20 protein-coding genes are annotated in these 21,712 nt (G+C 72.3%); 9 read left to right on the top strand and 11 right to left on the bottom strand.

Annotation, left to right across the window (positions count from 1 at the left end; all coding sequences use genetic code 11):
- Positions 1–84: 84 nt before the first annotated feature.
- Positions 85–1,452 carry an alpha/beta hydrolase family protein gene (locus tag KVA01_RS12835; RefSeq protein ID WP_068467410.1) on the bottom strand — a complete coding sequence of 456 codons (1,368 nt, stop codon included), beginning with the start codon at positions 1,450–1,452 and terminating at the stop codon, positions 85–87.
- Between the two features lie 174 nt (positions 1,453–1,626).
- Here KVA01_RS12835 and msrB point away from each other — a divergent pair, with 174 nt between their 5' ends.
- The 3 genes from msrB to KVA01_RS03215 all read left to right on the top strand — a co-directional run bounded on the left by msrB (position 1,627) and on the right by KVA01_RS03215 (position 4,159).
- Positions 1,627–2,049: a peptide-methionine (R)-S-oxide reductase MsrB gene (msrB, locus tag KVA01_RS03225; RefSeq protein WP_068467603.1), complete on the top strand. Its 423-nt coding sequence runs from the start codon at positions 1,627–1,629 to the stop codon at positions 2,047–2,049.
- A 99-nt stretch (positions 2,050–2,148) separates the two neighbouring features.
- A complete protein-coding gene (locus KVA01_RS03220) occupies positions 2,149–2,757 on the top strand; it encodes a DUF3000 domain-containing protein (RefSeq protein ID WP_141268901.1) in 609 nt (202 codons plus the stop codon).
- Between the two features lie 130 nt (positions 2,758–2,887).
- Positions 2,888–4,159: an HRDC domain-containing protein gene (locus tag KVA01_RS03215; RefSeq protein ID WP_141268899.1), complete on the top strand. Its 1,272-nt coding sequence runs from the start codon at positions 2,888–2,890 to the stop codon at positions 4,157–4,159.
- A gap of 110 nt (positions 4,160–4,269) precedes the next feature.
- Here the strand turns inward: KVA01_RS03215 and KVA01_RS03210 are convergent, their stop codons facing one another.
- Positions 4,270–4,731, bottom strand: coding sequence for a hypothetical protein (locus KVA01_RS03210; protein WP_068467405.1), 462 nt, complete (start codon positions 4,729–4,731; stop codon positions 4,270–4,272).
- Positions 4,732–4,890: 159 nt separating this feature from the next.
- Here KVA01_RS03210 and KVA01_RS03205 point away from each other — a divergent pair, with 159 nt between their 5' ends.
- A complete protein-coding gene (locus KVA01_RS03205) occupies positions 4,891–5,382 on the top strand; it encodes a Rieske (2Fe-2S) protein (RefSeq protein WP_068467403.1) in 492 nt (163 codons plus the stop codon).
- Between the two features lie 103 nt (positions 5,383–5,485).
- On the opposite strand, the gene dxs is transcribed toward KVA01_RS03205, so the two are convergent.
- The 4 genes from dxs to KVA01_RS03185 form a co-directional block, all read right to left on the bottom strand.
- Positions 5,486–7,513 (bottom strand): 1-deoxy-D-xylulose-5-phosphate synthase, encoded by a 2,028-nt coding sequence (gene dxs / locus KVA01_RS03200; protein ID WP_068467401.1) that lies wholly within the window; start codon positions 7,511–7,513, stop codon positions 5,486–5,488.
- Between the two features lie 194 nt (positions 7,514–7,707).
- On the bottom strand, positions 7,708–10,515 hold the full coding sequence (gene acnA / locus KVA01_RS03195) for an aconitate hydratase AcnA (protein ID WP_068467399.1): 2,808 nt from the start codon (positions 10,513–10,515) through the stop codon (positions 7,708–7,710).
- A 174-nt stretch (positions 10,516–10,689) separates the two neighbouring features.
- A complete protein-coding gene (locus tag KVA01_RS03190; protein ID WP_068467396.1) occupies positions 10,690–12,114 on the bottom strand; it encodes a class I SAM-dependent RNA methyltransferase in 1,425 nt (474 codons plus the stop codon).
- The gene (locus KVA01_RS03185; RefSeq protein WP_141268967.1) at positions 12,111–14,069 is read right to left on the bottom strand and encodes an APC family permease; all 1,959 of its coding nucleotides are present in this window, start codon (positions 14,067–14,069) and stop codon (positions 12,111–12,113) included. Before KVA01_RS03185 ends, KVA01_RS03190 begins: the two co-directional genes overlap by 4 nt.
- 79 nt (positions 14,070–14,148) lie before the next feature.
- On the opposite strand from KVA01_RS03185, the gene KVA01_RS03180 reads away from it, so the two are divergent.
- Both KVA01_RS03180 and KVA01_RS03175 read left to right on the top strand, forming a co-directional pair.
- Complete coding sequence (locus KVA01_RS03180) at positions 14,149–14,868, top strand: potassium channel family protein (protein ID WP_068467392.1); 720 nt, start codon at positions 14,149–14,151, stop codon at positions 14,866–14,868.
- Positions 14,868–15,626 (top strand): potassium channel family protein, encoded by a 759-nt coding sequence (locus KVA01_RS03175; RefSeq protein WP_068467389.1) that lies wholly within the window; start codon positions 14,868–14,870, stop codon positions 15,624–15,626. The genes KVA01_RS03180 and KVA01_RS03175 overlap by 1 nt, the downstream gene beginning before the upstream one ends.
- Here KVA01_RS03175 and KVA01_RS03170 read toward each other — a convergent pair.
- The 4 genes from KVA01_RS03170 to dut form a co-directional block, all read right to left on the bottom strand.
- Positions 15,532–16,233 (bottom strand): DUF3159 domain-containing protein, encoded by a 702-nt coding sequence (locus tag KVA01_RS03170; protein ID WP_068467387.1) that lies wholly within the window; start codon positions 16,231–16,233, stop codon positions 15,532–15,534. The genes KVA01_RS03175 and KVA01_RS03170 overlap by 95 nt on opposite strands.
- Positions 16,230–16,601 carry a hypothetical protein gene (locus KVA01_RS03165; RefSeq protein WP_082810198.1) on the bottom strand — a complete coding sequence of 124 codons (372 nt, stop codon included), beginning with the start codon at positions 16,599–16,601 and terminating at the stop codon, positions 16,230–16,232. The genes KVA01_RS03170 and KVA01_RS03165 overlap by 4 nt, the downstream gene beginning before the upstream one ends.
- Positions 16,601–17,374, bottom strand: a complete 774-nt coding sequence (locus tag KVA01_RS03160; RefSeq protein ID WP_141268897.1) for a DUF3710 domain-containing protein — start codon at positions 17,372–17,374, stop codon at positions 16,601–16,603. Before KVA01_RS03160 ends, KVA01_RS03165 begins: the two co-directional genes overlap by 1 nt.
- A gap of 132 nt (positions 17,375–17,506) precedes the next feature.
- Complete coding sequence (gene dut, locus KVA01_RS03155) at positions 17,507–17,968, bottom strand: dUTP diphosphatase (RefSeq protein WP_231860541.1); 462 nt, start codon at positions 17,966–17,968, stop codon at positions 17,507–17,509.
- A 145-nt stretch (positions 17,969–18,113) separates the two neighbouring features.
- Between dut and KVA01_RS03150 the strand changes: the two genes are divergently transcribed.
- Positions 18,114–18,638, top strand: coding sequence for a DUF3093 domain-containing protein (locus KVA01_RS03150; protein WP_141268893.1), 525 nt, complete (start codon positions 18,114–18,116; stop codon positions 18,636–18,638).
- 126 nt (positions 18,639–18,764) lie between these two features.
- On the opposite strand, the gene KVA01_RS03145 is transcribed toward KVA01_RS03150, so the two are convergent.
- A complete protein-coding gene (locus KVA01_RS03145) occupies positions 18,765–19,064 on the bottom strand; it encodes a DUF4193 domain-containing protein (protein ID WP_068467384.1) in 300 nt (99 codons plus the stop codon).
- Positions 19,065–19,420: 356 nt separating this feature from the next.
- Here KVA01_RS03145 and sepH point away from each other — a divergent pair, with 356 nt between their 5' ends.
- Both sepH and KVA01_RS03135 read left to right on the top strand, forming a co-directional pair.
- Complete coding sequence (gene sepH, locus KVA01_RS03140; protein ID WP_141268891.1) at positions 19,421–20,878, top strand: septation protein SepH; 1,458 nt, start codon at positions 19,421–19,423, stop codon at positions 20,876–20,878.
- A 134-nt stretch (positions 20,879–21,012) separates the two neighbouring features.
- Positions 21,013–21,654 carry a hypothetical protein gene (locus KVA01_RS03135; protein ID WP_141268889.1) on the top strand — a complete coding sequence of 214 codons (642 nt, stop codon included), beginning with the start codon at positions 21,013–21,015 and terminating at the stop codon, positions 21,652–21,654.
- Positions 21,655–21,712 lie beyond the last annotated feature (58 nt).

Below are 21,712 nucleotides of genomic sequence, written 5' to 3'. Positions count from 1 at the left end.
ACGCGCGGCGCCGTGACCGGCGCTTCCGGGGAGCCGCCCGCTCGTGGGCGGCCCGGGGGACGACGACGCCGCCTGGCGGGGGCCTCAGGAGTGCGGGCCGAGGTGCCGGGGCAGCCAGTCCTCGATCGCCCGCTCGTAGCGCGTGCGGTCGATGTTCCACTCCTTGGTGTGCCGCGCACCCGTGAATCCCACGAAGTCCACGAGCGGGCTGAGGTCCGCGAGCTTGACCGATCCGGCCACGGGGACCACCTCGTCGTCGGTGGAGTGCAGGATCAGGGTGGGCGTGTCCACGTCCTCCCAGCGGGAGAGCCAGTCCAGGGCGTGCAGGTCCAACGGTGCGGCGAGTCCCGTGATGCGGGGCCCGAGCTTGTGGGAGATCATGTCCGCCGCGAGCCGCCCGATCCGGCGGGGCACGCGGTGCACCTTCGTCTGGTGCGCGAGCAGCTCGTACCAGTCCACGACCGGACCCGTGAGCACGAGCGCACGCACGCGGTCCCGGTACTGCGTCAGCTCGGCGGTGCGCAGCACGATCGCCCCGCCCATGGACCAGCCGAAGAGCACGATCTGCTCCGCGCCGTGCTCCAGCGCCCAGCGGATCCCGGCCTGGACGTCCTCCCACTCGGTGAAGCCCAGCCCGTAGCGGCCGTCCGCCGTGGCCGGGGCCTCGCCGTCGTTGCGGTAGGACAGCAGCAGCGAGTTCAGCCCGAGCCGCCGGGCCACGCGCGCACCGCGGATGCACTCCGTGCGCTGGGCGCCGCGCCCGTGCACCATCACGGCCCACGTTCCGGTGGCCCGTGGGCCGTCCTCGGAACCGGGATCCGGGGCAGACCCGGCCTCGGCAGGAACGCCACCCGCGGCGGCGTCGTCGGGCGTTCCGGTCGACGCCGCGCGCGGGCCGGCGCCGGTGGTCGCGTCACCGTGGGCCTCGGTGACATCGGCCGGCGTCTCCTCGGCCGGGACGAACCACGCCGGCGCGGACCCCAGGACCGTGGGGATCAAGACCTCCTCGAACGGCAGTCCGGCGTCCGAGGGCACCGCGTAGACCGTGCCGGTCCACCAGCCCCGTGCGCCCTCCGTCAGCTCGCTGCCGTGCACGCTCTCGACCAGGCGGGTCACCGTGGCACCGGTCTGGCGCACGATGAAACCGATCCGGGCCACACCGCCGCCGTTGTCGAAGCGCAACGCGTAGGTGCCCGCGACGCGCGTGTCCGGTGTGGCGGGCAGGGTCACCAGGTCCTGGCCGGAGTTCGGGTCCTTCTCGAGCTTGAGCACCGTGACGTTGCCCGGGCGCCGCGAGGGCGTGACCACGTGGCGGGCCACCAGCGCGGCCACCCCGCTGGACACGGCGAACGTCACCGACGCCGCCCCCACGCTCGCCGCAGCACCCACCAGCGCACCGTGGCGCCACGCACGCGCGACCGAACCGGGGCGGGGGGAGGTCTCAGCAGCCATGCGCCCATTCTGGCACGTGGCCCTCGCCCCGCCGCAGGGTGGTCGGCGCGCGGGCATAACCGCGGCGGCGTCGTCGTTGGAACCCACGAGACCCACCGATCCACCCCACCAGGAGGCAGCACCGTGAACCCGCAGACGCATGAGGAGAGTCCCGCAGGCGGCACCACCCGCGCGCTGAGCCCGGAGGCCGCGGCCGCACGCACGGACGCCCAGTGGCGCGAGGCGCTGAGCCCGCTCGAGTACCAGGTGCTGCGCCAGGCCGGCACCGAGCGCCCGGGCACCGGCGAGTACGTGGACACCACCACCGAGGGCGTCTACGAGTGCCGCGCGTGCGGGGCGGAGCTCTTCCGCTCCGAGACCAAGTTCCCCTCGCACTGCGGCTGGCCCTCGTTCTTCGCCCCGCTCGCCGAGGACCGCGTGCGCTACATCGAGGACACCACCATGGGCATGAAGCGCGTGGAGGTCCGTTGCGCCACGTGCGACTCCCACCTGGGCCACGTGTTCGAGGGCGAGGGCTACGGCACCCCCACGGACCTGCGCTACTGCATGAACTCCGTGTCGCTGCGCCTGGTCCCATCCTCCGCGTCCCGTGACTGAGACCGCCCACGCGGGACACGCGCAGGACATGCGGGCGCGACACGACGCCAATGACCCGGGGTTTCATGACGCTGTGGTTACTGTGACGTTGTGGGAGCGGTGACCGAGTTGAAGAGCACTCCGGACGTGTTCCGTGCGGTCGTGCAGGCGCTCGAGAGCGCCAGCTTCCGCCCGGAGATCGCGCTCAGCCGCATCGCAGCGCCACGCGGCCTCGCGCCCCACTCCATCTCCTTCGCCGCCGAGGTCGGCCGCGGGCCGCGTCCCCAGGACACGGACCCGGACGAACCCCGCGCGGCACGCGAGGCACCCGCCTCAGGTCGCTTCGTGGTGCTCTACGACGAGTCCTGCCCCCAGCCGTGGCAGGGCCCCTTCCGGATCGTGAGCTGGTTCCGGTCCCGACTGGATCCGGACATGGGCCGCGACGAGCTCCTGCCGGACGTGAGCTGGTCCTGGCTCACGGACACCCTGGGAGAGCACGGGGCACGGTTCACCGCCGAGGGCGGCACCGCCTCGCGCATCGTGGAACGCCACTACGGCAGCCTGACCGACCAGGCGGACGTGGCGCAGGTGGAGGTCAGGGCCTCCTGGACGCCCGTTCCGCACGGCGGTCCCCAGCACTGGGCGCTCACGCACCTGGACGCCTGGGCGCAGGTGCTGTGCACCGCCGCGGGGCTGCCCCCGCGGCACGAGGGCATCGCCTACCTGTAGACGTGCCCGTCACCATCCGTCCCGGTCGCGGCGCCGCCGCCCGACCACCGATCCGCCGTTCGAGGAACCACCCATCAGCAACATCTCCGCCGATCCCTCACCCGCCCGCGAACCGGGACCTCCCCGGGTCCTGGTGCCAGGGTTCGAGAACTTCGACATCCCCGAGACCGTGCACCTCAACGGCCCTGCGGAGGGTCTGCCGCGCGTGGTCGACACCGCCCGCGGCCTCGCCCGCGCGGCCGAGCAGCTCGCGGAGGCCACCGGCCCCGTGGCTGTGGACACCGAGCGGGCCTCCGGCTTCCGCTACGGCCAGCGCGCGTTCCTCGTGCAGCTGCGCCGCGAGGGTGCGGGCACCATCCTGATCGACCCGGAGGCGGTCGGCTCGCTCGCCTCCGTGGACGAGGCCCTGCGCGGCGTCGAGTGGGTGCTGCACGCGGCCACCCAGGACATGCCGTGCCTGGCCGAGCTAGACATGCACCCGGACCGGCTCTTCGACACCGAGCTCGGCGGCCGCCTGCTGGGGCTTCGCAAGGTGGGCCTGGCCTCCATGACGGAGGACCTGCTGGGCTTCACGCTGTCCAAGGAGCACTCCGCGGTGGACTGGTCCCGGCGCCCGCTGCCGGTGGACTGGCTCAACTACGCCGCGCTGGACGTGGAGGTGCTCGTGCAGCTGCGCTGGGCCACGGAGGAGCGCCTCGCGCAGGCGGGGAAACTGGAGTGGGCGCTCGAGGAGTTCGAGCACGTCCGCACCGCTCCCCCGGCGGCACCGCGCCAGGACCCGTGGCGGCGCACCCACGGCATGGGCAACGTGCGGGGACGGCGCAAGCTCACGGCACTGCGCAACCTGTGGCAGGCCCGCGAGACGCTCGCGCGCCACAAGGACCTCGCCCCCACCCGGCTGCTCCCGGACTCGGCGCTCGTGGCCGCCGCCAACGCCATGCCCCGCACCGTGCCGCAGCTGCTGGCGACCCCCGGCTTCCACGGCAGGCTCGCCGAGCGCGAGGCCACCCGCTGGCTCACCGCCGTCCAGGATGCCCGGCTCACGGAGGAGCCCGTGCCCGCCACGGTCCCCTCCACCACGCTGCCCCCGGTGAAGGCGTGGGAGACCAAGCGTCCGGAGGCTGCGGCGAGGCTGAAGGCCCTCAAGCCGGCCGTCGCTGAGCTGGCCGAGGAGCTGGGGCTGCCCACCGAGAACCTGCTGACACCCGAGCACCTGCGCCGATTCTGCTGGCAGCCCCCGCGCTCCACGTCCGACGACGCCGTGGCCCAGCGGTTGCGTGAGCTCGGCGCCCGCCGGTGGCAGGTCGAGCACACGGCGCCCGTGATCGGTGCGGCGTGGCGCGAGCTGCGCTCCCGACGCCGCTCGGAGCGCTCCGAGGAGACGGACGGCGCAGAGGACTGACCGGGGCGCACCCGGTTCACCATCCGGAACACGACCGTGGCCGCGCACCCATCGGGTGCGCGGCCACGGTCGTGTCCGGGGACCGGTGGTTCATGGTCCCGTGGACGGGGTCAGTTCTTCATGTCCTTGGCGTCCGGGCCCGGGTGCGCCGGCTTCATGTCCACCTCGTCCTCGGTGGTCGCGGGCTCGGGCAGCTCGGCGTCGGAGTCCTTGGAGGCCTTCTCCTTGACCTCCTGGGCCTTCTGCTGCGCGGCCTGGCCACCCTGGGCAGCCTTGTCGTTCACCGTCGCGGCACCGTCCTGGGCCCTGTCCTTGACGGCGGCGGCACCCTCGGAGGCCTTGTCCCCCACGGTCTCGGCGGCCTTCTGGGCGCTCTCGGCGATCTTCTCGCCCACCACGGGGACCTCGGCCTTGACCCAGTCGGTGCCCTCGGCAACCTTGGACTGCACCTTGGGGTCGTTCCAGGTGTTGATGGCGCTCTCGCGCAGGGACTCGTAGCTCTTCCGGCCGGACGCGGAGCCGACGACGAAACCGATCCCGAAACCGGCCACGAATGCAAGACGCTTGATCATGGTGCCTACCTTTCCGTCAGTACGGGCCGAGGGAACTCCGCCCGGTGTTGCCCCCATGGTACTGAGGATTCGCGGCGGATCGACCCCGCGCGGCACCGGATCCGCCGGGCGTGTCGGTCCTACGATGGACGGGTCCGCGCACGAGGAAGGAACCCCACCATGACGACACCCACCCCGCAGCACACCACCGCGCACTCCTCGCAGGACGCCCGCGCAGGCGCCCCGGCCTCGACACCCGCCCCGTCCCGACGCCGCGTGGTCGGCACCGCGGGTCTGGCCGCGGCGGGCGCGGTGGGCCTCGCCGCGTGCGGCTCGGGATCGGGCTCCGGCGCCGCATCGGCCCCGCAGGCACCGGCCAGCCCCACGGACGTCGCCGCAGCGGCGGACGTTCCCGTGGGCTCGGGAGTGAAGGTCGACACCGGAGGGGTCCAGGCGGTGGTCGGCCAGCCCACGGCGGGCACGTTCACGGCCTTCTCCCCGGTGTGTCCGCACCAGGGCTGCCAGGTCAACCCGTCCGGGAAGACCTACGTGTGCCCGTGCCACAACTCGGTGTTCGACATGACCACCGGAGACGTCACCGGCGGCCCGGCAGCCAGCGGGCTCACGTCCTACCCCGTGACGGTCAAGGGCGGCCGGGTGATCGTCGGCTGAGCCCGCCCAGCACACACCCCTCCCGGGGACCGCGGAGCACACCGGACGGCCCCGCGGTCCCCGGGTGGCTAGCCGCCGGGTCTGGGCAGCGAACCTGGGCCGGTCAGCGGGAGTGCTTCTGGTCCGCACCCGCGGGGCCGGCGGTCGCGTCGTCGGTGCCCGGGGCGTCGTCGTCGGCCACCGGGCGTGCGTAGGGCACCTTGGTGCCGAGCACGGACGCGAGGGTGTCCTGCGCGATCCGCCGGGCCGTGACCCCGGTGCGCTCCAGGATCTGGGCGCGGCTGGCGTGGTCCAGGAACTCGGTGGGCAGTCCCACCTCGTTCAGGGCCGTGTCCACGCCGTGGGCGCGCATCTCCTGGCGGATCAGCGAGCCGATGCCACCTGCGCGCACGCCGTCCTCGATGACGACGACGATGCGGTGCGCCGCCGCGATCTCCACCACGGACCCGGCCACGGGCAGCACCCAGCGCGGGTCGAGCACGGTGGAGGTGACCCCGTGCGCGGCGAGGCGCTCCGAGACCTCCAGGGCCATCACGCACATGGCACCCACGCCCACGATCAGCACGTCCCGGCAGGTGCCGTCCGGTCCGGTTCCCTCGCCCGTGCGTGCGAGGACGTCCACGCCGTCCTCGAGCCGCTCCAGGGCCGGCAGGGGCTCCCCCACCGCGCCCTTGGGATAGCGCACCACCGTGGGCGCGTCCGACACGTCGACCGCCTCGCGCAGCTCCTCGACCATCGTGGCCTCGTCCCGCGGGGCCGCGAGGTGCAGGCCCGGGATGATCTGCAGCAGCGCGAGGTCCCACATGCCGTGGTGGCTGGGGCCGTCCGGACCCGTGAGACCCGCACGGTCCAGCACCACCGTCACGCCGGCGCGGTGCAGGGCCACGTCCATGAGCAGCTGGTCGAAGCCGCGGTTGAGGAAGGTGGCGTAGAGGCCGACCACCGGGTGCAGTCCGCTGAACGCCATGCCGGCGGCCATGGTGAGTGCGTGCTGCTCGGCGATCCCCACGTCCACGACCCGCTCCGGGTGGGCCGCCTGCATCTTCTGCAGCCCCATGGGGATGAGCATGGCGCCGGTGATGCCCACGACGTCCTCGCGCTCGTCCGCGATGGCCGCGATCTCGTCCCGGAACACGTGGGTCCACGTGCGCGCGGACGCGGTGCCGGCGGGCTTGCCCGTGGCGGGGTCGATCACGGGTACCGAGTGGAACTGGTCGTCCTCGTCCAGCCGGGCCGGCAGGTAGCCGTGGCCCTTCTCCGTGATGGCGTGCACGATCACGGGACCGCCGTAGTTGCGCGCGTTCGTGAGCGCCTGCTCCATGGCCTGCTGATCGTGGCCGTCCACCGGACCCACGTACTTCATACCCAGGTCCTCGAAGATCCCCTGCTGCACCACGACGTCCTTGATGCCCTGCTTCATCCCGTGCAGCCCGCGGTACACGGCCTGGCCCAGGTGGCCCGAGCCCGTGAGCAGCTGCCGGGCCTTGTCGAGCGTCTGCTCGTAGCGGCGGTCCGTGCGCACGGCGTCCACGCCCTGCTGCACGCTGGCCTGCAGCTCCTTGAGGTGGTTTGCGAAACCGCCCACGGTGGGGGCGTACGAGCGGCCGTTGTCGTTGACCACGATCACGACCTTGCGGTCCCGGTCCGAGGCGATGTTGTTGACGGCTTCCCAGGCCATCCCGCCGGTCAGCGCCCCGTCACCGATCACCGCGACGGTGTGGCGGTCGTCCTGGCCCGTGAGCGCGTAGCCGCGTGAGATCCCGTCCGCCCAGGACAGCGAGGACGACGCGTGCGAGGACTCCACGATGTCGTGCTCCGACTCCTCGCGGGACGGGTAGCCCGCCAGCCCGCCCTGCTGGCGCAGCGTGCTGAAGTCCTGGCGGCCCGTGACGAGCTTGTGCACGTAGGACTGGTGGCCCGTGTCGAAGACGATCGAGTCCCGCGGCGAGGAGAACACGCGGTGCACCGCGAGCGTGAGCTCGACGACGCCCAGGTTGGGGCCCAGGTGCCCGCCGGTCGCGGACACGTGGGTGATGAGGAACGCCCGCACCTCCTCGGCCAGCTGCGCCATGGCCGCTGCGTCCAGACCCTTCAGGTCCTCGGGTCCCTCGATGCTCTCCAGAAGCGTCATGGTCTGCTCTCCGTGGGTCTCTCGTGGTCCTCGGGCCCGTGGGACCGGGCGAAAGGGCCCGTTCGGGGCTCACCACGGGCCCGAATGCTCCGTCCGATCCTACTCGCCCGGCCCGGTGGTGCCTCAACGCAGGAACGCCACCGGCCGGCGACCCCGAGGGTCACCGGCCGGTGGCGTTCGGTCGCGGAACGCGACTACTTGGCGATCTGACGCAGCACGTACTGCAGGATGCCGCCGTTGCGGTAGTAGTCCGCCTCACCCGGGGTGTCGATGCGCAGCACGGCATCGAACTCCACGGTGGAGCCGTCCTCCTTGGCCGCGGTGACCTTCAGCGTCTTGGGAGTCCTGCCCTCGTTGAGAGCGGTCACCCCCGCGATGGAGAAGGTCTCCGTGCCGTCCAGGCCCAGGGAGTCCGCGGACTCACCCTCGGGGAACTGCAGCGGCAGCACACCCATGCCGATCAGGTTGGAGCGGTGGATGCGCTCGTAGGACTGCGCGATGACGGCGCGCACGCCCAGCAGGGCCGTGCCCTTCGCGGCCCAGTCGCGCGAGGAACCGGAGCCGTACTCCTTGCCACCGAGCACCACCAGGGGCACGCCGGCCTTTTGGTAGTTCATGGCGGCGTCGTACACAGTGGCCTGCGGTCCACCCTCCTGGGTGAAGTCGCGGGTGAAGCCCCCCTCGACGCCGTCCAAGAGCTGGTTCTTGATGCGGATGTTCGCGAACGTGCCGCGGATCATGACCTCGTGGTTACCACGGCGGGAACCGTAGGAGTTGAAGTCCTTGCGCTGCACGCCGTGCTCGATGAGGTACTTACCCGCGGGAGTGTCGGAGTTGAACGAGCCGGCCGGGGAGATGTGGTCCGTGGTCACGGAATCTCCCAGCTTGAGCAGCACGCGCGCGCCCTCAATGTCCTCCACCGGGATGGTCTCCATGGTCATGCCGTCGAAGTACGGTGGCTTGCGCACGTAGGTGGACTCGGGGTCCCATTCGAACACGTCACCCGTGGGGGTGTCCAGGTTCTGCCAACGCTCGTCACCGTCGAAGATGGTGCCGTACTCGCGGTCGAACATGCCCGTGTCGATCGAGGCGTCGATAATCTTCTGGACCTCGGTGGGGTCCGGCCAGATGTCCTTGAGGAACACGTCCTGACCGTTCGAGTCCTGGCCCAGGGGCTCGTTCTCGAAGTCGAAGTCCATGGTCCCGGCCAGCGCGTACGCGATGACCAGCGGCGGGGACGCGAGGTAGTTCATCTTCACGTCCGGGTTGATCCGGCCCTCGAAGTTGCGGTTACCGGAGAGCACCGAGGTCACCGCGAGGTCGTTGTCCTGCACGGCCTGGGAGATCTCGGGTTCCAGGGGCCCGGAGTTACCGATGCACGTGGTGCAGCCGTAACCCACGATGTAGAAGCCGAGCTCCTCGAGGGCCGGGAGCAGACCGGACTTCTCGTAGTACTCGGTGACCACGCGCGAGCCCGGGGCGATCGAGGTCTTGACCCACGGCTTGGCCTTGAGGCCCTTCTCCGTGGCGTTGCGCGCGAGCACGGCCGCGGCCATCATGACCGAGGGGTTGGACGTGTTGGTGCAGGACGTGATCGAGGCGATCGCCACGGCACCGTGGTCCAGCTCGAAGTGACGGCCGTCCTCCATGGAGACCTCCACTCGGTGCTCGGGGCGCTCCCTCATGTCGTTCGCGGAGCTCTCGCGCGGCGCGTCCTGGGGGTCCTGCTCGTCGGTCGCGTCGTGGGAGGGGGCGTCGGAGGCCGGGAAGGACTCGACGACGTCCGGGTCCACGTCCACGGACTTGTCCTCGGCCACGTAGTTCACGAGGTCGTCGCGGAACTGTTCCTTGGCGCGGGTCAGCTCGATGCGGTCCTGGGGACGCTTGGGCCCGGAGATCGAGGGGACCACGGTGGACAGGTCCAACTCGAGGTACTCGGAGTAGGCGACCTCGTGCTCGGGGTCGTGCCACATGCCCTGTTCCTTGGTGTACGCCTCGATCAGGGCGATCTGCTCCTCAGAGCGGCCCGTGAGCGCCAGGTAGTCCAGGGTCACCTGGTCGATCGGGAAGATCGCCGCGGTGGAACCGAACTCCGGGGACATGTTGCCGATCGTGGCGCGGTTGGCCAGCGGCACCGCTGCCACGCCCTCACCGTAGAACTCCACGAACTTGCCCACGACACCGTGCTCACGCAGCATCTCCGTGATGGTCAGCACCACGTCCGTGGCGGTCGCACCGGAGGGGATCTCGCCGGTGAGCTTGAAGCCCACCACGCGCGGGATCAGCATGGAGATGGGCTGACCGAGCATCGCGGCCTCGGCCTCGATGCCGCCCACACCCCAACCGAGCACGCCGATGCCGTTCTCCATGGTGGTGTGGGAGTCGGTGCCCACACAGGTGTCCGGGTAGGCGCGCAGTGTGCCGTCAACCTCGCGGGTCATGACCACGCGGGCCAGGTTCTCGATGTTGACCTGGTGGACGATGCCCATCCCGGGCGGGACCACCTTGAAGTCATCGAACGCGGTCTGGCCCCAGCGCAGGAACTGGTAGCGCTCGCCGTTGCGCTGGTACTCGATGTCCATGTTGCGCTCGATTGCGTCCGCGGAACCGAACGCGTCGATCTGCACGGAGTGGTCGATGACCAGCTCGGCCGGGGCGAGCGGGTTCACGCGGGAGGGGTCGCCGCCGAGATCTGCCACGGCCTCACGCATGGTGGCCAGGTCCACGATGCAGGGGACGCCGGTGAAGTCCTGCATGATCACGCGACCAGGGGTGAACTGGATCTCCGTGTCGGGCTGGGCGCTGGGGTCCCAGGACCCCAGGGCCTCGATGTGCTTGCTCGTGACGTTGGCACCGTCCTCGGTGCGCAGCAGGTTCTCGAGCAGGACCTTCAGGCTGTAGGGGAGCTTCTCGGCTCCCTCCACGGCGTTCAGTCGGAAAATTTCGTAGTCGGTGCCCTTGACGTTGAGAACGCCCTTGGCTCCAAAGCTGTCCACAGTCATGGTGTGGGACTCCTCTCGCCACCGTCGGTTTCGTTCGATACCCACGGCACACCGCAGTGTCCCGCGCGCGTGGAACGGTCCCTGCCAGTGTAGCCCGTGCCACGCCCCGCTTCGCCCACGGTGACCGCGCCACGACCGGTGCACGGCGCGGAACGGCCCGGTGCTACCGGCGAGTCACCTGTCGCGGCTCAGGGCAGCGACGGCCTCCACGTGGTGGGTGTTGGGGTAGAGGTCGAAGGCCTCCACGCCGTCCACGCGCCAGCCGCGGCGGCGCAGCCTGCCGAGGTCGCGGCCCAGCGCCGCCGGGTCGCACGCGACGTAGACGATGCGCCGCGGGTCCGCGTGGTCCACGGCCCCCAGGACGTCCTTGGCTGCCCCCGCCCGCGGCGGGTCGAGCACCACGACGTCCGGGCGCCCGGGGCGCGGTCCCCACTGGCCGTTGCGCGCCCGGGACGACGCCGCCGCCCGCGAGCGTCCGCGGCGCTGCCCCCCGCGGGGTGCGCGTCCGGTCAGCACTCGGGCGACGTCGCCGCGCACGGTGCGCACGTGTGGCGCGTCCGCGAGGTTGTGGGCGGCGTCGGCGGAGGTCACCGGGGAACCCTCGACGGCGAGCACGCTGCCCTTCTCCCCCACGGCCCGCGCCGCCACGGCGGTGAACAGACCGGCGCCGCTGTAGAGGTCCCACACGGCGTCGCCGGGGGCGAACTGCGCGGCGTCGAGCACTGCGGACACGAGGGTCTCCGGGGCCCGCCGGTGGACCTGCCAGAAGCCGGTGGGGCTCACGCGCCACGAAAACTCGTCCTGTCCGGGCAGCGCGAGGGTCTCGCGCAGCTCCCCGGCGCCGGTCCACACCTGCGTTTCCCGACGGCCCGGGATGTGCGCGGTGACGCCCAGGCCGTGCTCCGCACCCCACTCCGTGAGTTCCGCCCGCAGGGCCGCGACGTCGTCGTCGGAGGCGTCCGGACGCACGTTCACGTGCACGAGCGGTGTGCCGCCCTCCGGGGCGGCAACGTCCACGCGCTCAGCGCCCCGGTAGCGCCGCGACCACGGGGCCAGCGCACGGATGGCGTCCGTGGCCAGGGGCATGTCCCCGAGCGTGCTCAGCTCACCCGAGCGGTGCGGGTACATGCCCGCGGTGCCGTCCGCGCCCACGTCCAGGTGCAGCCGCGTGCGCCAGCCGGTGCCGTCCGGGGTCTCCCCCGCGACGGGTCGCACCGCGCCGTCCCACTCGACGCCCGCCAAGTGGGAGAGCTGCTCCGCCACCACCGCGGTCTTCATGCCGCGCTGCGTCTCGAGCTCCGCGTGGCCGAACTCCGCCCCGCCCAGGGGCGCGCGGCCCGCGGCGGCGGCCAGGACGGCGTCGGCCTCGGGCCACACGTGCTCCGCGCGGCGCCCGGAGGCCGCTTCCAGCACCTCCACCGCGTCGCCGCGCCAGAAGGAGGCGTCCGGCTCGTGGTCGCTCAGCCGCACCCGCACGAGCTCGCCGGGCAGGCCGTGGCGCACGAAGACCACCCGGCCCTCGTCCGTGCGGGCGACCACGTGTCCGCCGTGGGCGGGCGCGCCGAGGCGCAGCACGAGGGGTTCGGGAGCGTCGGTCATCTGCTGTTCTCCGTGAGTTGGCGTTCGCGCACTGATTCCAGGTGCCAAGGCACGGAGGCGATCATGACTCCGCGTTCGTAGTGCAGGCGCGTCCGCAGCGGGCGGATGGCCTGGTTGTGCAGGAAGCGCTCCCATCCGCGGCCCACCACGTACTCGGGCAGGTAGACGATCACGAGGTCGCGCGGGGACTTGCGGCGGATGCCGCGGATGTGCTTGATCACGGGGCCCACGGTGTCGCGGTAGGGGGAGGCCAGCACCGTGAGCGACACCGGGATCTCGAGCTCCTCCCACTGCCGCGCGATCTGCTCCGTGCGGGAGCGGTCCGTGTCCACCACCACGGCCTCCAGCGTGGAGGGCCGGGACGCCCGGGCGTAGCTCAGGGCACGCACCACGGGCTTGCGCACGGAGGTGACCACGATGATCGAGTGCACGCGCGAGGGCAGTGCGCGGATCGGGGTGTCCGGGCGCACCTCCAGCTCGGCGTCCACGGCACGGTAGTGGTGGGCGATCGCGCGCATGAACACGGTGGTGAGGGCAATGGCCACGATGGTGAGCCACGCCCCCTGCACGAACTTGGTCACGAGCACGACGACGAACACCGCGGCGCACGCCATGAGCGCCACCACGGCCACGGCGAGGCGCAGCACGAACTCCCGCTGCGTGGCTTTCACGGTGTGCAGCCGGCGCCCGCGCAACCAGTGCCGCACCATTCCGGCCTGGGTGAGCGTGAACGCGAAGAACGCGCCCACCACGTAGAGCTGGATCAGCCCGTTGACGTTCGCGTGGAAGACCACGGTGAACGCCGCGGCCACCACCGAGAGCAGGATGATGCCGTTGGTGAAGGCGAAGCGGTCCCCGCGGCTCTGCAACTGGCGGGGCAGCAGCCCGGAGGACGCCAGCCGCGAGGCCAGCACGGGGAAGCCCGAGTAGGCGGTGTTGGCGGCCATGAACAGCACGCCCACGGTCACGACCACGAGCACGGCGAAGCCCACGGAGTCGGCGCCAGTGACCGCCTGCGCGATCTGGCCGAGGATCGGCACCTGGTAGAAGTCGCGGCCCGGGGCGTGGCCGTGGATCAGCAGCTGGCGGGCCGGGTCCATCACCACCACCGCACCGGTGCGCCACGTGAGGTACATGACGCCGAGCAGCAGGGCCGCGGACAGCGCCCCCAGCACCGCAAGGGTCCGGGCCGCGTTCAGCGCCTTGGGCTTGCGGAAGTAGGGCACGGAGTGGGTGATCGTCTCCACGCCGGTCACGGCGACGGCGCCGGAGGAGAACGCGCGCAGCACGAGCATCGCGCCGGCCAGCCCCGTGAGCCCGGCGTCGGTCCCGGTGGTGGGCAGCACGTCGTAGCCTGCCGACGGCGCGGCGTCGAGGGTGCCCGTGACGTCCTGCACGATCCCGGTGACGACCAGCACGAGCACCACGGCCACGAACGCGTACGTGGGCACGGAGGAGGCACGGCCCATGAACTTCAGGCCGCGCAGGTTCAGCAGACCCACGAGCGCGATGCCCGCGACGGCCACGTAGGTCTGGCGTCCCACGAGCCACGGCACGGCCGCGGCGAGGTACTGGGCGGCCGCAGCCATCGACACGGCGACCACGAGCGTGTAGTCCACCATCAGCGCCGCACCCACGGCGGCACCGGCGGGACGCCCCAGGTTCTTGGACGCGATCTCGAAGTCCGCTCCGCCGGACGGGTACGCCTGGACGTTCTGGCGGTACGCCGTGATGATGACCGCGAGCACGACCAGCACCACGAGCCCGACCCACGGGGACACGGCGATCGCGGCACTTCCCGCGAGCGCGAGCGTCAGGACGATCTCGTCCGGTGCGTAGGCCACGGAGGACAGCGCATCGGAGGCGAAGACGGGCAGGGCCGTTCCCTTGGAGAGCACGGTGCCCGCGGCGCGCTCGTTGTGGATCGGCTTGCCCACCAGCGCGCGGCGGAGCATCTGGGACACATACACGAGGGAACACGCTAGTCCCTCGGCGGGGCCTTGTCCCGCGGCGCGGCGTCCTATGCTGTGCCCCATGGCGCATTTCGTGATCATGGGCGTGGGCCGGGTGGGAATCACTCTCGCGCACGCCCTCGAGGACTCAGGACACACCGTGGCGGTGATCGACCAGGACGACCGCTCGTTCCGGAAGCTGCGCCCCACGTTCGCGGGCAAGAAGGTCACCGGGCACGGCTTCGACCGGGACGTGCTGCGCCGCGCCGGGATCACGGACGCGTACGCCTTCGCGGCGGTCTCCAGCGGGGACAACTCCAACATCATCGCCGCCCGCGTGGCGCGCGAGACGTTCAAGGTCAAGCACGTCGTGGCCCGCATCTACGACCCCACGCGCGCCGAGTTCTACCAGCGGATGGGCATCCCCACCGTGGCGTCCGTGCGCTGGAGCGCGGACCAGGTGCTGCGACGGATCCTGCCGGAGCACGCGATCACCGGGGACTTCCGGGAGGCCTCGGGCCGTCTGCAGCTCGGTGAGCTGCCCCTGGACGAGTCCTGGTCGGGGCTGCACCTGGACCGCATCGAGGAGGCCGCCGGGGTGCGGATCGCCTTCATCACCCGCTTCGGGGAGGGCATCCTGCCCGCGAGCGACACGAGCTACCAGCAGGGGGACATCGTGCACGCCATGATGCGCGTCGAGGACGTCGAACAGGTGGCGCGGGTGCTCTCGCGCCCGCCGTCGGACGAGGTCATGGAGGCCGTGGCCCTGGCCGCCACCGAGCAGTCACGGGGGCGGCGCTGATGCACGTGGTCATCGTGGGCGGAGGCTCCGTGGGGTCCTCGATCGCCCGGGAGCTGCTCTCGCACGGTCACGACGTAGTGGTCGTGGACGCGACCTCCGAGGTGATCGGGCGCTCGAACCTGCGCGGGGCGCAGTGGGTGGTCGGGGACGCGTGCGACCTGGACGTCCTGCAGCGCGCGCGGGCGGAGGAGGCCGACGTCGTCGTGGCCGCGACCGGCGACGACAAGGCGAACCTCGTGGTCTCGCTGCTCGCCCGCAGCGAGTTCGGGGTGCCGCGCACCGTGGGGCGTGTCAACAACCCCAAGAACGAGTGGCTCTTCGACGACGCCTGGGGCGTGGACGTCGCCGTCTCCACCCCGCGGCTGATGACGGCGCTCGTGGAGGAGGCGGTGGAGGTGGGCGACGTCGTGCGGCTGCTGAGCTTCCAGACCGGCACGGCCACGCTGTCCGCCTACACGGTGCCCCGCGAGCACCCCGTGGTCGCGAGCACCGTGACCCAGGTGCCGTGGCCGCCGGACGTCGCGCTCGTGGCCATCCTGCGGGACGGCGTGCCGATCGCCCCGTCCGGGGACGACGTCATGGAGGGCGGTGACGAGCTGTTCTTCATCACCACCGCGGAGGGCGAGGAGCAGCTGCGGGCCATGTTCACCACGGCCCGGGACGTCAACCTGCAGGCGGCGCGGGGCGAGGGCGGCTCCACAGCCATGCCAGCCACAGCACTGCGGCGTACAGCGGAGCCCCCATCACCAGCCGTGTGATCCCCAGGGCGGCCACGTCCCCGGCGAGGTAGAGCGGCACCTGGACGACCAGTCGCGCCGCGAACATGGCGAGCAGCACGGCATTGACGCGCTGGTAGGCACCACGCCGCACGGGGTCCCGGCGCCAGTCGGTGCCCTCGCCGCGCACGTAGCCGTAGAGCACGCCCAGCAGCGGCCAGCCCACGAGTGCGGAGACGGTCAGCCCCACGAGCCACACGGCGTTGGTGAGCAGTCCCGGCACGTAGTAGTCCAGCGCGTCCCCGCCCGCCCGGGCGAACAGTGCGCAGATGCCCACGCCCACCAGCCCGGACACCGCCTGCGTCACGCTCTGACGCTGGAGCAGCCGCACCAGGGTGAAAATGGCGGCCACGGCCAGGGAGGCCGTCAGGGCCGGTCCCAGCCGGCCCGTGAGGACCACGCACACCAGGTAGACGAGTCCCGGCAGCACGGACTCGAGGACCCCGCGCCACCCGCCCACGGCGGAGAGCACGTCCAGGCGCCCGGTCTCGTCCCGGCGCAGCCCGGAGCGGCGCGCGAGGTCCCCGGCGGTGCGGTCCGCGGCGGACTCGCGGCCGTCCCCGGGCACCGGCGTGCCCGGCGCGCTCACCGCTGCACCTTCTTGGGCGTGATGATCTCGTAGCGCGGGTTGTACATGGTGGGGATCCCGTCCGGGAAGGACACCACGCCCAGGCAGCGCAGCTTGGTGCCGGCAATCACGCCCGGCACCGTGCGCTGGCCGTTCCACAGCAGCTCCAGGGAGCACGGCACGGCCGAATCCACGCGCGGCACCTTCAGCAGCGCGCGGAAGTGCGGGCACTGCGTCACGGGAGTGATCGTGACCTCCACGACGACGCCCTCGACGACCGCCCGGCGGCGGTGCCGTTCGCGGTGCGCGGGATCGAGGTCAGCGGCGACCGCCCCGGGCTCGCCCAGGACGTCGATCGACCCGGTCAGCGGGTTGTTCGGGGGCGCCACTAGCCGATCTCGGTGATCTCGGGGCCGCGGCGCGGCGGCTGCACGGCGGGGGCGTCGTCCGCGGCGGGAGCGGACTCCGGCTCCGCACCGTTCTCGTCCACGCGGCGCACGGTGGCGTTCTCGGGCACGCTGAGCGTCAGCAGGTCGCGGGGCGGATGGGGATCCTGGCCGCGGACGACGACGAGCGCCCGGACGGCGTCGTCGAGCACCTCCGCGGTGGGCCCGGGCAGCGCCCCGCCGCCCGTGTAGACGGCGCGCAGGAACCAGCGCGGGCCGTCGATGCCCACGAAGCGGGCCAGCCGGTAGCCCGGCCGACCGTCCTGCGTGGTCGCGGGGAACCTGGCGTCCACCTGCAGGCCGAAGGAGCCGCGGGAGACGCTCGGGTCCCCGTTGTCGTTGCGCAGACCGGCGATCAGCTCGGCGCGCACCTCGTCCCACAGACCGCTGGACTTGGGGGCGCTGAAGGCCTGCAGCTGCACGGAACCGTCCTGGAAGTCCAGGTTCACCGCGCGCGGCTCCTGCGTCTGCTGGTCCACCTCCAGACGCACGCTCACGCCGGCCACCGGCTTGACGAGCAGCGCCCCGAGGTCCAGGTACTCGCCGCGCTCACCGGGCAGCTCGCTCTCGTCCCACGGCCCGCGCGCGCGGTGGTTCTCGCGGTCCTCGGCCGACGCCGCGGCGGCGTCCCGCTCTCCCGCCGTGCCGTCGGGCTGTGCCGCGGCCCCGGTGGTCTCCTCCGCGTCCGCGCGGTTGCGTTTCTTGCGTCCGAACATCATTGGCTCCCGGAAGGTGTCGTCTGGAAATCGTCTGGGGAAGGTCGAGAGGGGTACCGGTGCGTCTCGGCGGGCGGGGGTCCGGCGCGGGGGTCCGGCGCGTCCCGACCGGCTCCGCCCACCGCGGAGGAATCAGTGCGTCCCGGAGGAGCCGAACCCGCGGTCGCCGCGCTCGCTCGGCGGCAGCTCAGCCACGGTCTCGAAGCGGGCGGTGACCACCTCCTGGACCACGAGCTGCGCGATCCGCTCACCGCGCTGCACGGTGTAGGCCTCGCGCGCGTCCGTGTTCAGCAGGCACACCTTGAGCTCGCCGCGGTAGCCGCTGTCCACGGTCCCCGGGGCGTTGAGCACGGTGATGCCGTGCTTGGCGGCCAGCCCCGAGCGGGGGTGCACGAGCCCCACGTGCCCCTCGGGCACGGCCACGGCCACACCGGTGTCCACGAGCGCGCGCTCACCGGGAGCCAGATGGACCTCGTGCCGGGCGCGCAGGTCCGCTCCAGCGTCGCCCGCGCGGGCGTAGGCGGGGGCGGGCAGCTCGGCGTCCAGCAGCTGCAGCGGCACGGCCACGGTGGCGGGTTCCCTCACGTCAGTCACAGTCCTCCACTCTAACGCGCCCGCCCCGGGACGGCGCCGAGGTCCGCACGGCCGCCCAGGCCCCGGCCCACCGCCACCGCTCCGAGCGCACCGGGGTCCGGCACGCGGCAGGCAATCCCCAGCCGGAGTGTGCCAAGGTGGTGCCATGAGTTCCCAGCACACCGCCCCGGAGACCCCGGAGCCCTCCTCGCAGCACGCCTCCCCCGCGGAGGCATCCCAGGTCCGCTACCAGGAGCGGCTGTCCGTGGCGTGGTGGGTGTGGCTCATCGTGCTGTTCGTGGGCGGGGCAGGTTTCGTGGCACTGGCTCCCATCAGCATTGCGATGGGTGTGGTCGTGGGGCTCGTGCTCGTGGTGGTGATCGCGGTGGTCGTGCAGCTGGGCACGCCCACCATCGTGCTCACGGACGAGGACCTGCGCGTGGGACGCGCCTACATCGAGCGCCGCTACGTGGGCGGGGCGGAGGCTCTGCGCGGCGACGCCGCCCGCACCGCACGCGGCCCGGGCCTTGACGGGCGCGCGTTCATGAACTTCCGGGTCTCGATCCCGGACCTGTGCCGGATCAGCATCGTGGACCCGGTGGACCCCACCCCCTACTGGCTGACCGCCACGCGGCACCCGGACGAGCTGGCCCGCGCGATCAACCACGGAGCGGACCAGATCCGCTCCTGAGAAACGCCCCGATCACGACGACGGGCGGTCACCGTGTCGGTGACCGCCCGTTCTCGTGCCCGGCGCCGTCCTGGCCGTCGCGGGGCCGGGGTTCCCGGTGTCCGCACCGGGGTGGAAGGTGTGTGGTCAGCCCACGCACTCGTGGCAGTACTTCACACCGTTGCGCTCCTCCGCGAGCTGCGAATGGTGGCGCACGAGGAAGCACGAGCCGCACGTGAACTCGTCGTCCTGGGCCGGGAGGACCACCACGGAGAGCTCCTCGTTGGAGAGGTCCGCGCCGGGGAGCTCGAAGCTCTCCGCCGCCGTAGCCTCGTCCTCGTCAACGCTTCCGGACTGGTGGTCCGACCGCCGGGACTGCAACTCCTCGATGGAGTCTTCCTTGAGGTCCTCGTCCTGCTTGCGCGGCGCGTCGTAGTCTGTGGCCATGTGTCTGTCCGCTCTCCAACCGTTCTTCACGAGATCGCTGTGTGAAACGGTTTCCCGGGCGATCTCCCCCGGGTCCGTGTCGCGTAGATTGTTCACCATGGTGCCGTAAAAAGCCAGTGGCCGTGGCAAGCGTTTCTCGCAGAGCAAGATTCGTGTCCTGACGGGGCCTGGAACGCGCCTGGAGGGTGGCCCGGACGCCCCTTGCCGACCCTCTCGCGCGGCGTCGACGTCGCCCCTGCGCCGCGCCCGGTCTCCACCGCTCGGCCCGCGGCAGCGGGCTGCCACTAGACTGGCGCACGAACGCGCCGAGCGCACCACCGAACGCGGGGCGCAGACACCCGTGAGGGAAGGACAGCATGGAGCAGTTGCGCCTGGTAGGAGTGCACGACGACGGTGAGCACCTCATCGTGGAGACCCCCGACTCGACCCGGTACCGGGTGAAGATCGACCAGCAGTTGCGTCAGACCATCCAGCACGCCCGCCGCAAGCCCCCCGCACGCGGCCGCGGCGGCTCGTCCTTCGGTCCCCGCGACATCCAGGCGCGCTTCCGCGCCGGGGCGAGCGTGGAGGACATCGTCGCGGAGTCCGGCTGGGAAGCGGAACGGGTGCGCCGCTACGAGTGGCCCATCCTCGCCGAGCGCTCCCACATGGTCACCGCCGCGTGCCGCGTGAAGGTCTCCGGGACGAACCCGTCCCACGACGGCTACCGCTCCGTGTTCGAGGGCGAGCCCAAGACGCTCGAGGAGACCGTCACGGACCGCGCCGCGCAGCTCGGCGTGGACCGCCACAGCTTCGACTGGGACGCGTGGCTGCGCGAGGACCAGCTGTGGAACCTGCAGCTGAGCTTCACCGTCACGGACCCGGCGGCCGGGCCCCAGGGCGAGGGCCCCGCGCGCTGGAGCTACAACCCGGTCAGCCAGACCGTGCGCCCGGAGAACGACTGGGCCCGGGCGCTCGGCGAGGAGCCCCGTGAGTCCGGCCCGCTCGGCGTGACCGCCCCGGCCGCGCCCGTCACCTCCCCCCCGGCAGCGGTCTCCCCCGCCGCGCAGCTGCGCCACCTGCAGCACGAGGCCAGCCAGGCGGACGACCTCCTGGACGTCCTGCAGTCCCGCCGCGGGCGGCGCCTCGGAACGGACGAGGACGCCGACGACCGCCTCGCCGAGATCCTCGGGCGCGGCATGGGCGGCGTCGAGCAGCGGCCCCGGCCCATCGACGCCCCGGACGACTCCCCCGTGTTCGACCGCCCCATCCAGCCCGCCGCGTCCCGCGTTGCGGAGGAGCAGGCCCTGCAGGGTGAGGGCATCGAGATCCTCGACGACTCCTCGACCTACGGCGAGGACACCCCCCCAAGCGGACGGGACGAGACCGAGCACCGCGGACCGGAGCACCACGCCCCGGACTCACACAGTGCTTCCGGCGCGGAATCGGAGGGCGACGACGCCGCGGCAGCCGCTCCGGAGTCGTCGGCACCGGATCACCTCGCCGCCGACGCACCCGACCGCGACACCGAAGCTCGGGAGACGACGTCCGCCCCCGCCCCGGAGTCCGAGGCGGTCGTGCACCGGCTGCCCGGTGCAAACCAGCACGGCGCCGGCAACGAGACCCCTGCCCCCCCGGCCGAGGCCGGTGGCAGCCGCTCGGACGGTGCCGTCACGGCCGAGGGCGACGACGAGACCGAGGAGACCTCCCGCGCCGGGAACGAGGAGACCCCTTCCGAGGAGCAGCGGGCACCGGGGCCCCGTGGCCGGACCCCGCGCGCCAAGCGGTCCTCCGTGCCGAGCTGGGACGACATCGTCTTCGGCAACCGCCCGTGACTCCCCTCCCCGGCTCTCACGTGCGGTGATGCGCGAAGCGCACGGCACGCGGTAAGGTCACGGGAGCGGACCGGGTCCAGGGGAGAGACGCCCCGGTCACGCGCACTCTCGGGCGATCTTTAGGGAATTCTTGCATGAGCAACTCCATCCAGGACGATCTGTTCGGCGATGACGCCGCGGCCGGGGACGGCGCGGCAGAAGCCTCGCCGTCCGGGGTGCGCAAGTACCTCGCGCCAGTGGCCCTCGGCGGCGCGGCACTGCTCGTCCTGGCCGGGGTCGGCGCCGTGGCGTTCACCGGCCTGACGGGGCACCGCGACGACCAGGGGCCGGCCACCTTCACGTCTGACTCGCCCAGTTCGACGCCCAGCGTCTCGCCCACGCCGTCGGCCACGCCTTCACCCACGCCGAGCGTGGTCCCCGAGCCCACCCAGCCGGCGGAGCAGTACTTCGTGCCCGCACCCGAGCCGGTGGCGCCCGTCCAGCCCGCGGTGCCGCAGCCGGTCGTGCCGGCGCCCGCGCCCACCACGGCGCAGCCGACCCCCGCTCCCACGCCGGCGAAGACCCAGGCTCCGAAGCCCACCCCACCGCCCGCGAAGGCACCGGCCACACCGCCTGCCAACGGTGGCACGGGCCAGGGCTCCACGGGTGGCGGCGCGGGCGCCGGGAACACCGGCGGAGGCACCTCCGGCAACGGCGCGGGACAGGGCTCGCAGAAGGGCAGTTCCGGGGGTGGGGCCGGTGGCAGGGCGACGCAGGGTGTCGGCGGTTCGCGCTGAGCCGTACCCCCGGCCTCCGCTACAAGGCGTCACCGCTGCCCCACGAGACGGAGTTCCC

Origin of the sequence: Kocuria varians, from assembly GCF_006539885.1 — a bacterium.
Taxonomy (GTDB): Bacteria; Actinomycetota; Actinomycetes; order Actinomycetales; family Micrococcaceae; genus Kocuria; species Kocuria varians.
This window is presented reverse-complemented; position numbering and strand designations above follow the sequence as displayed.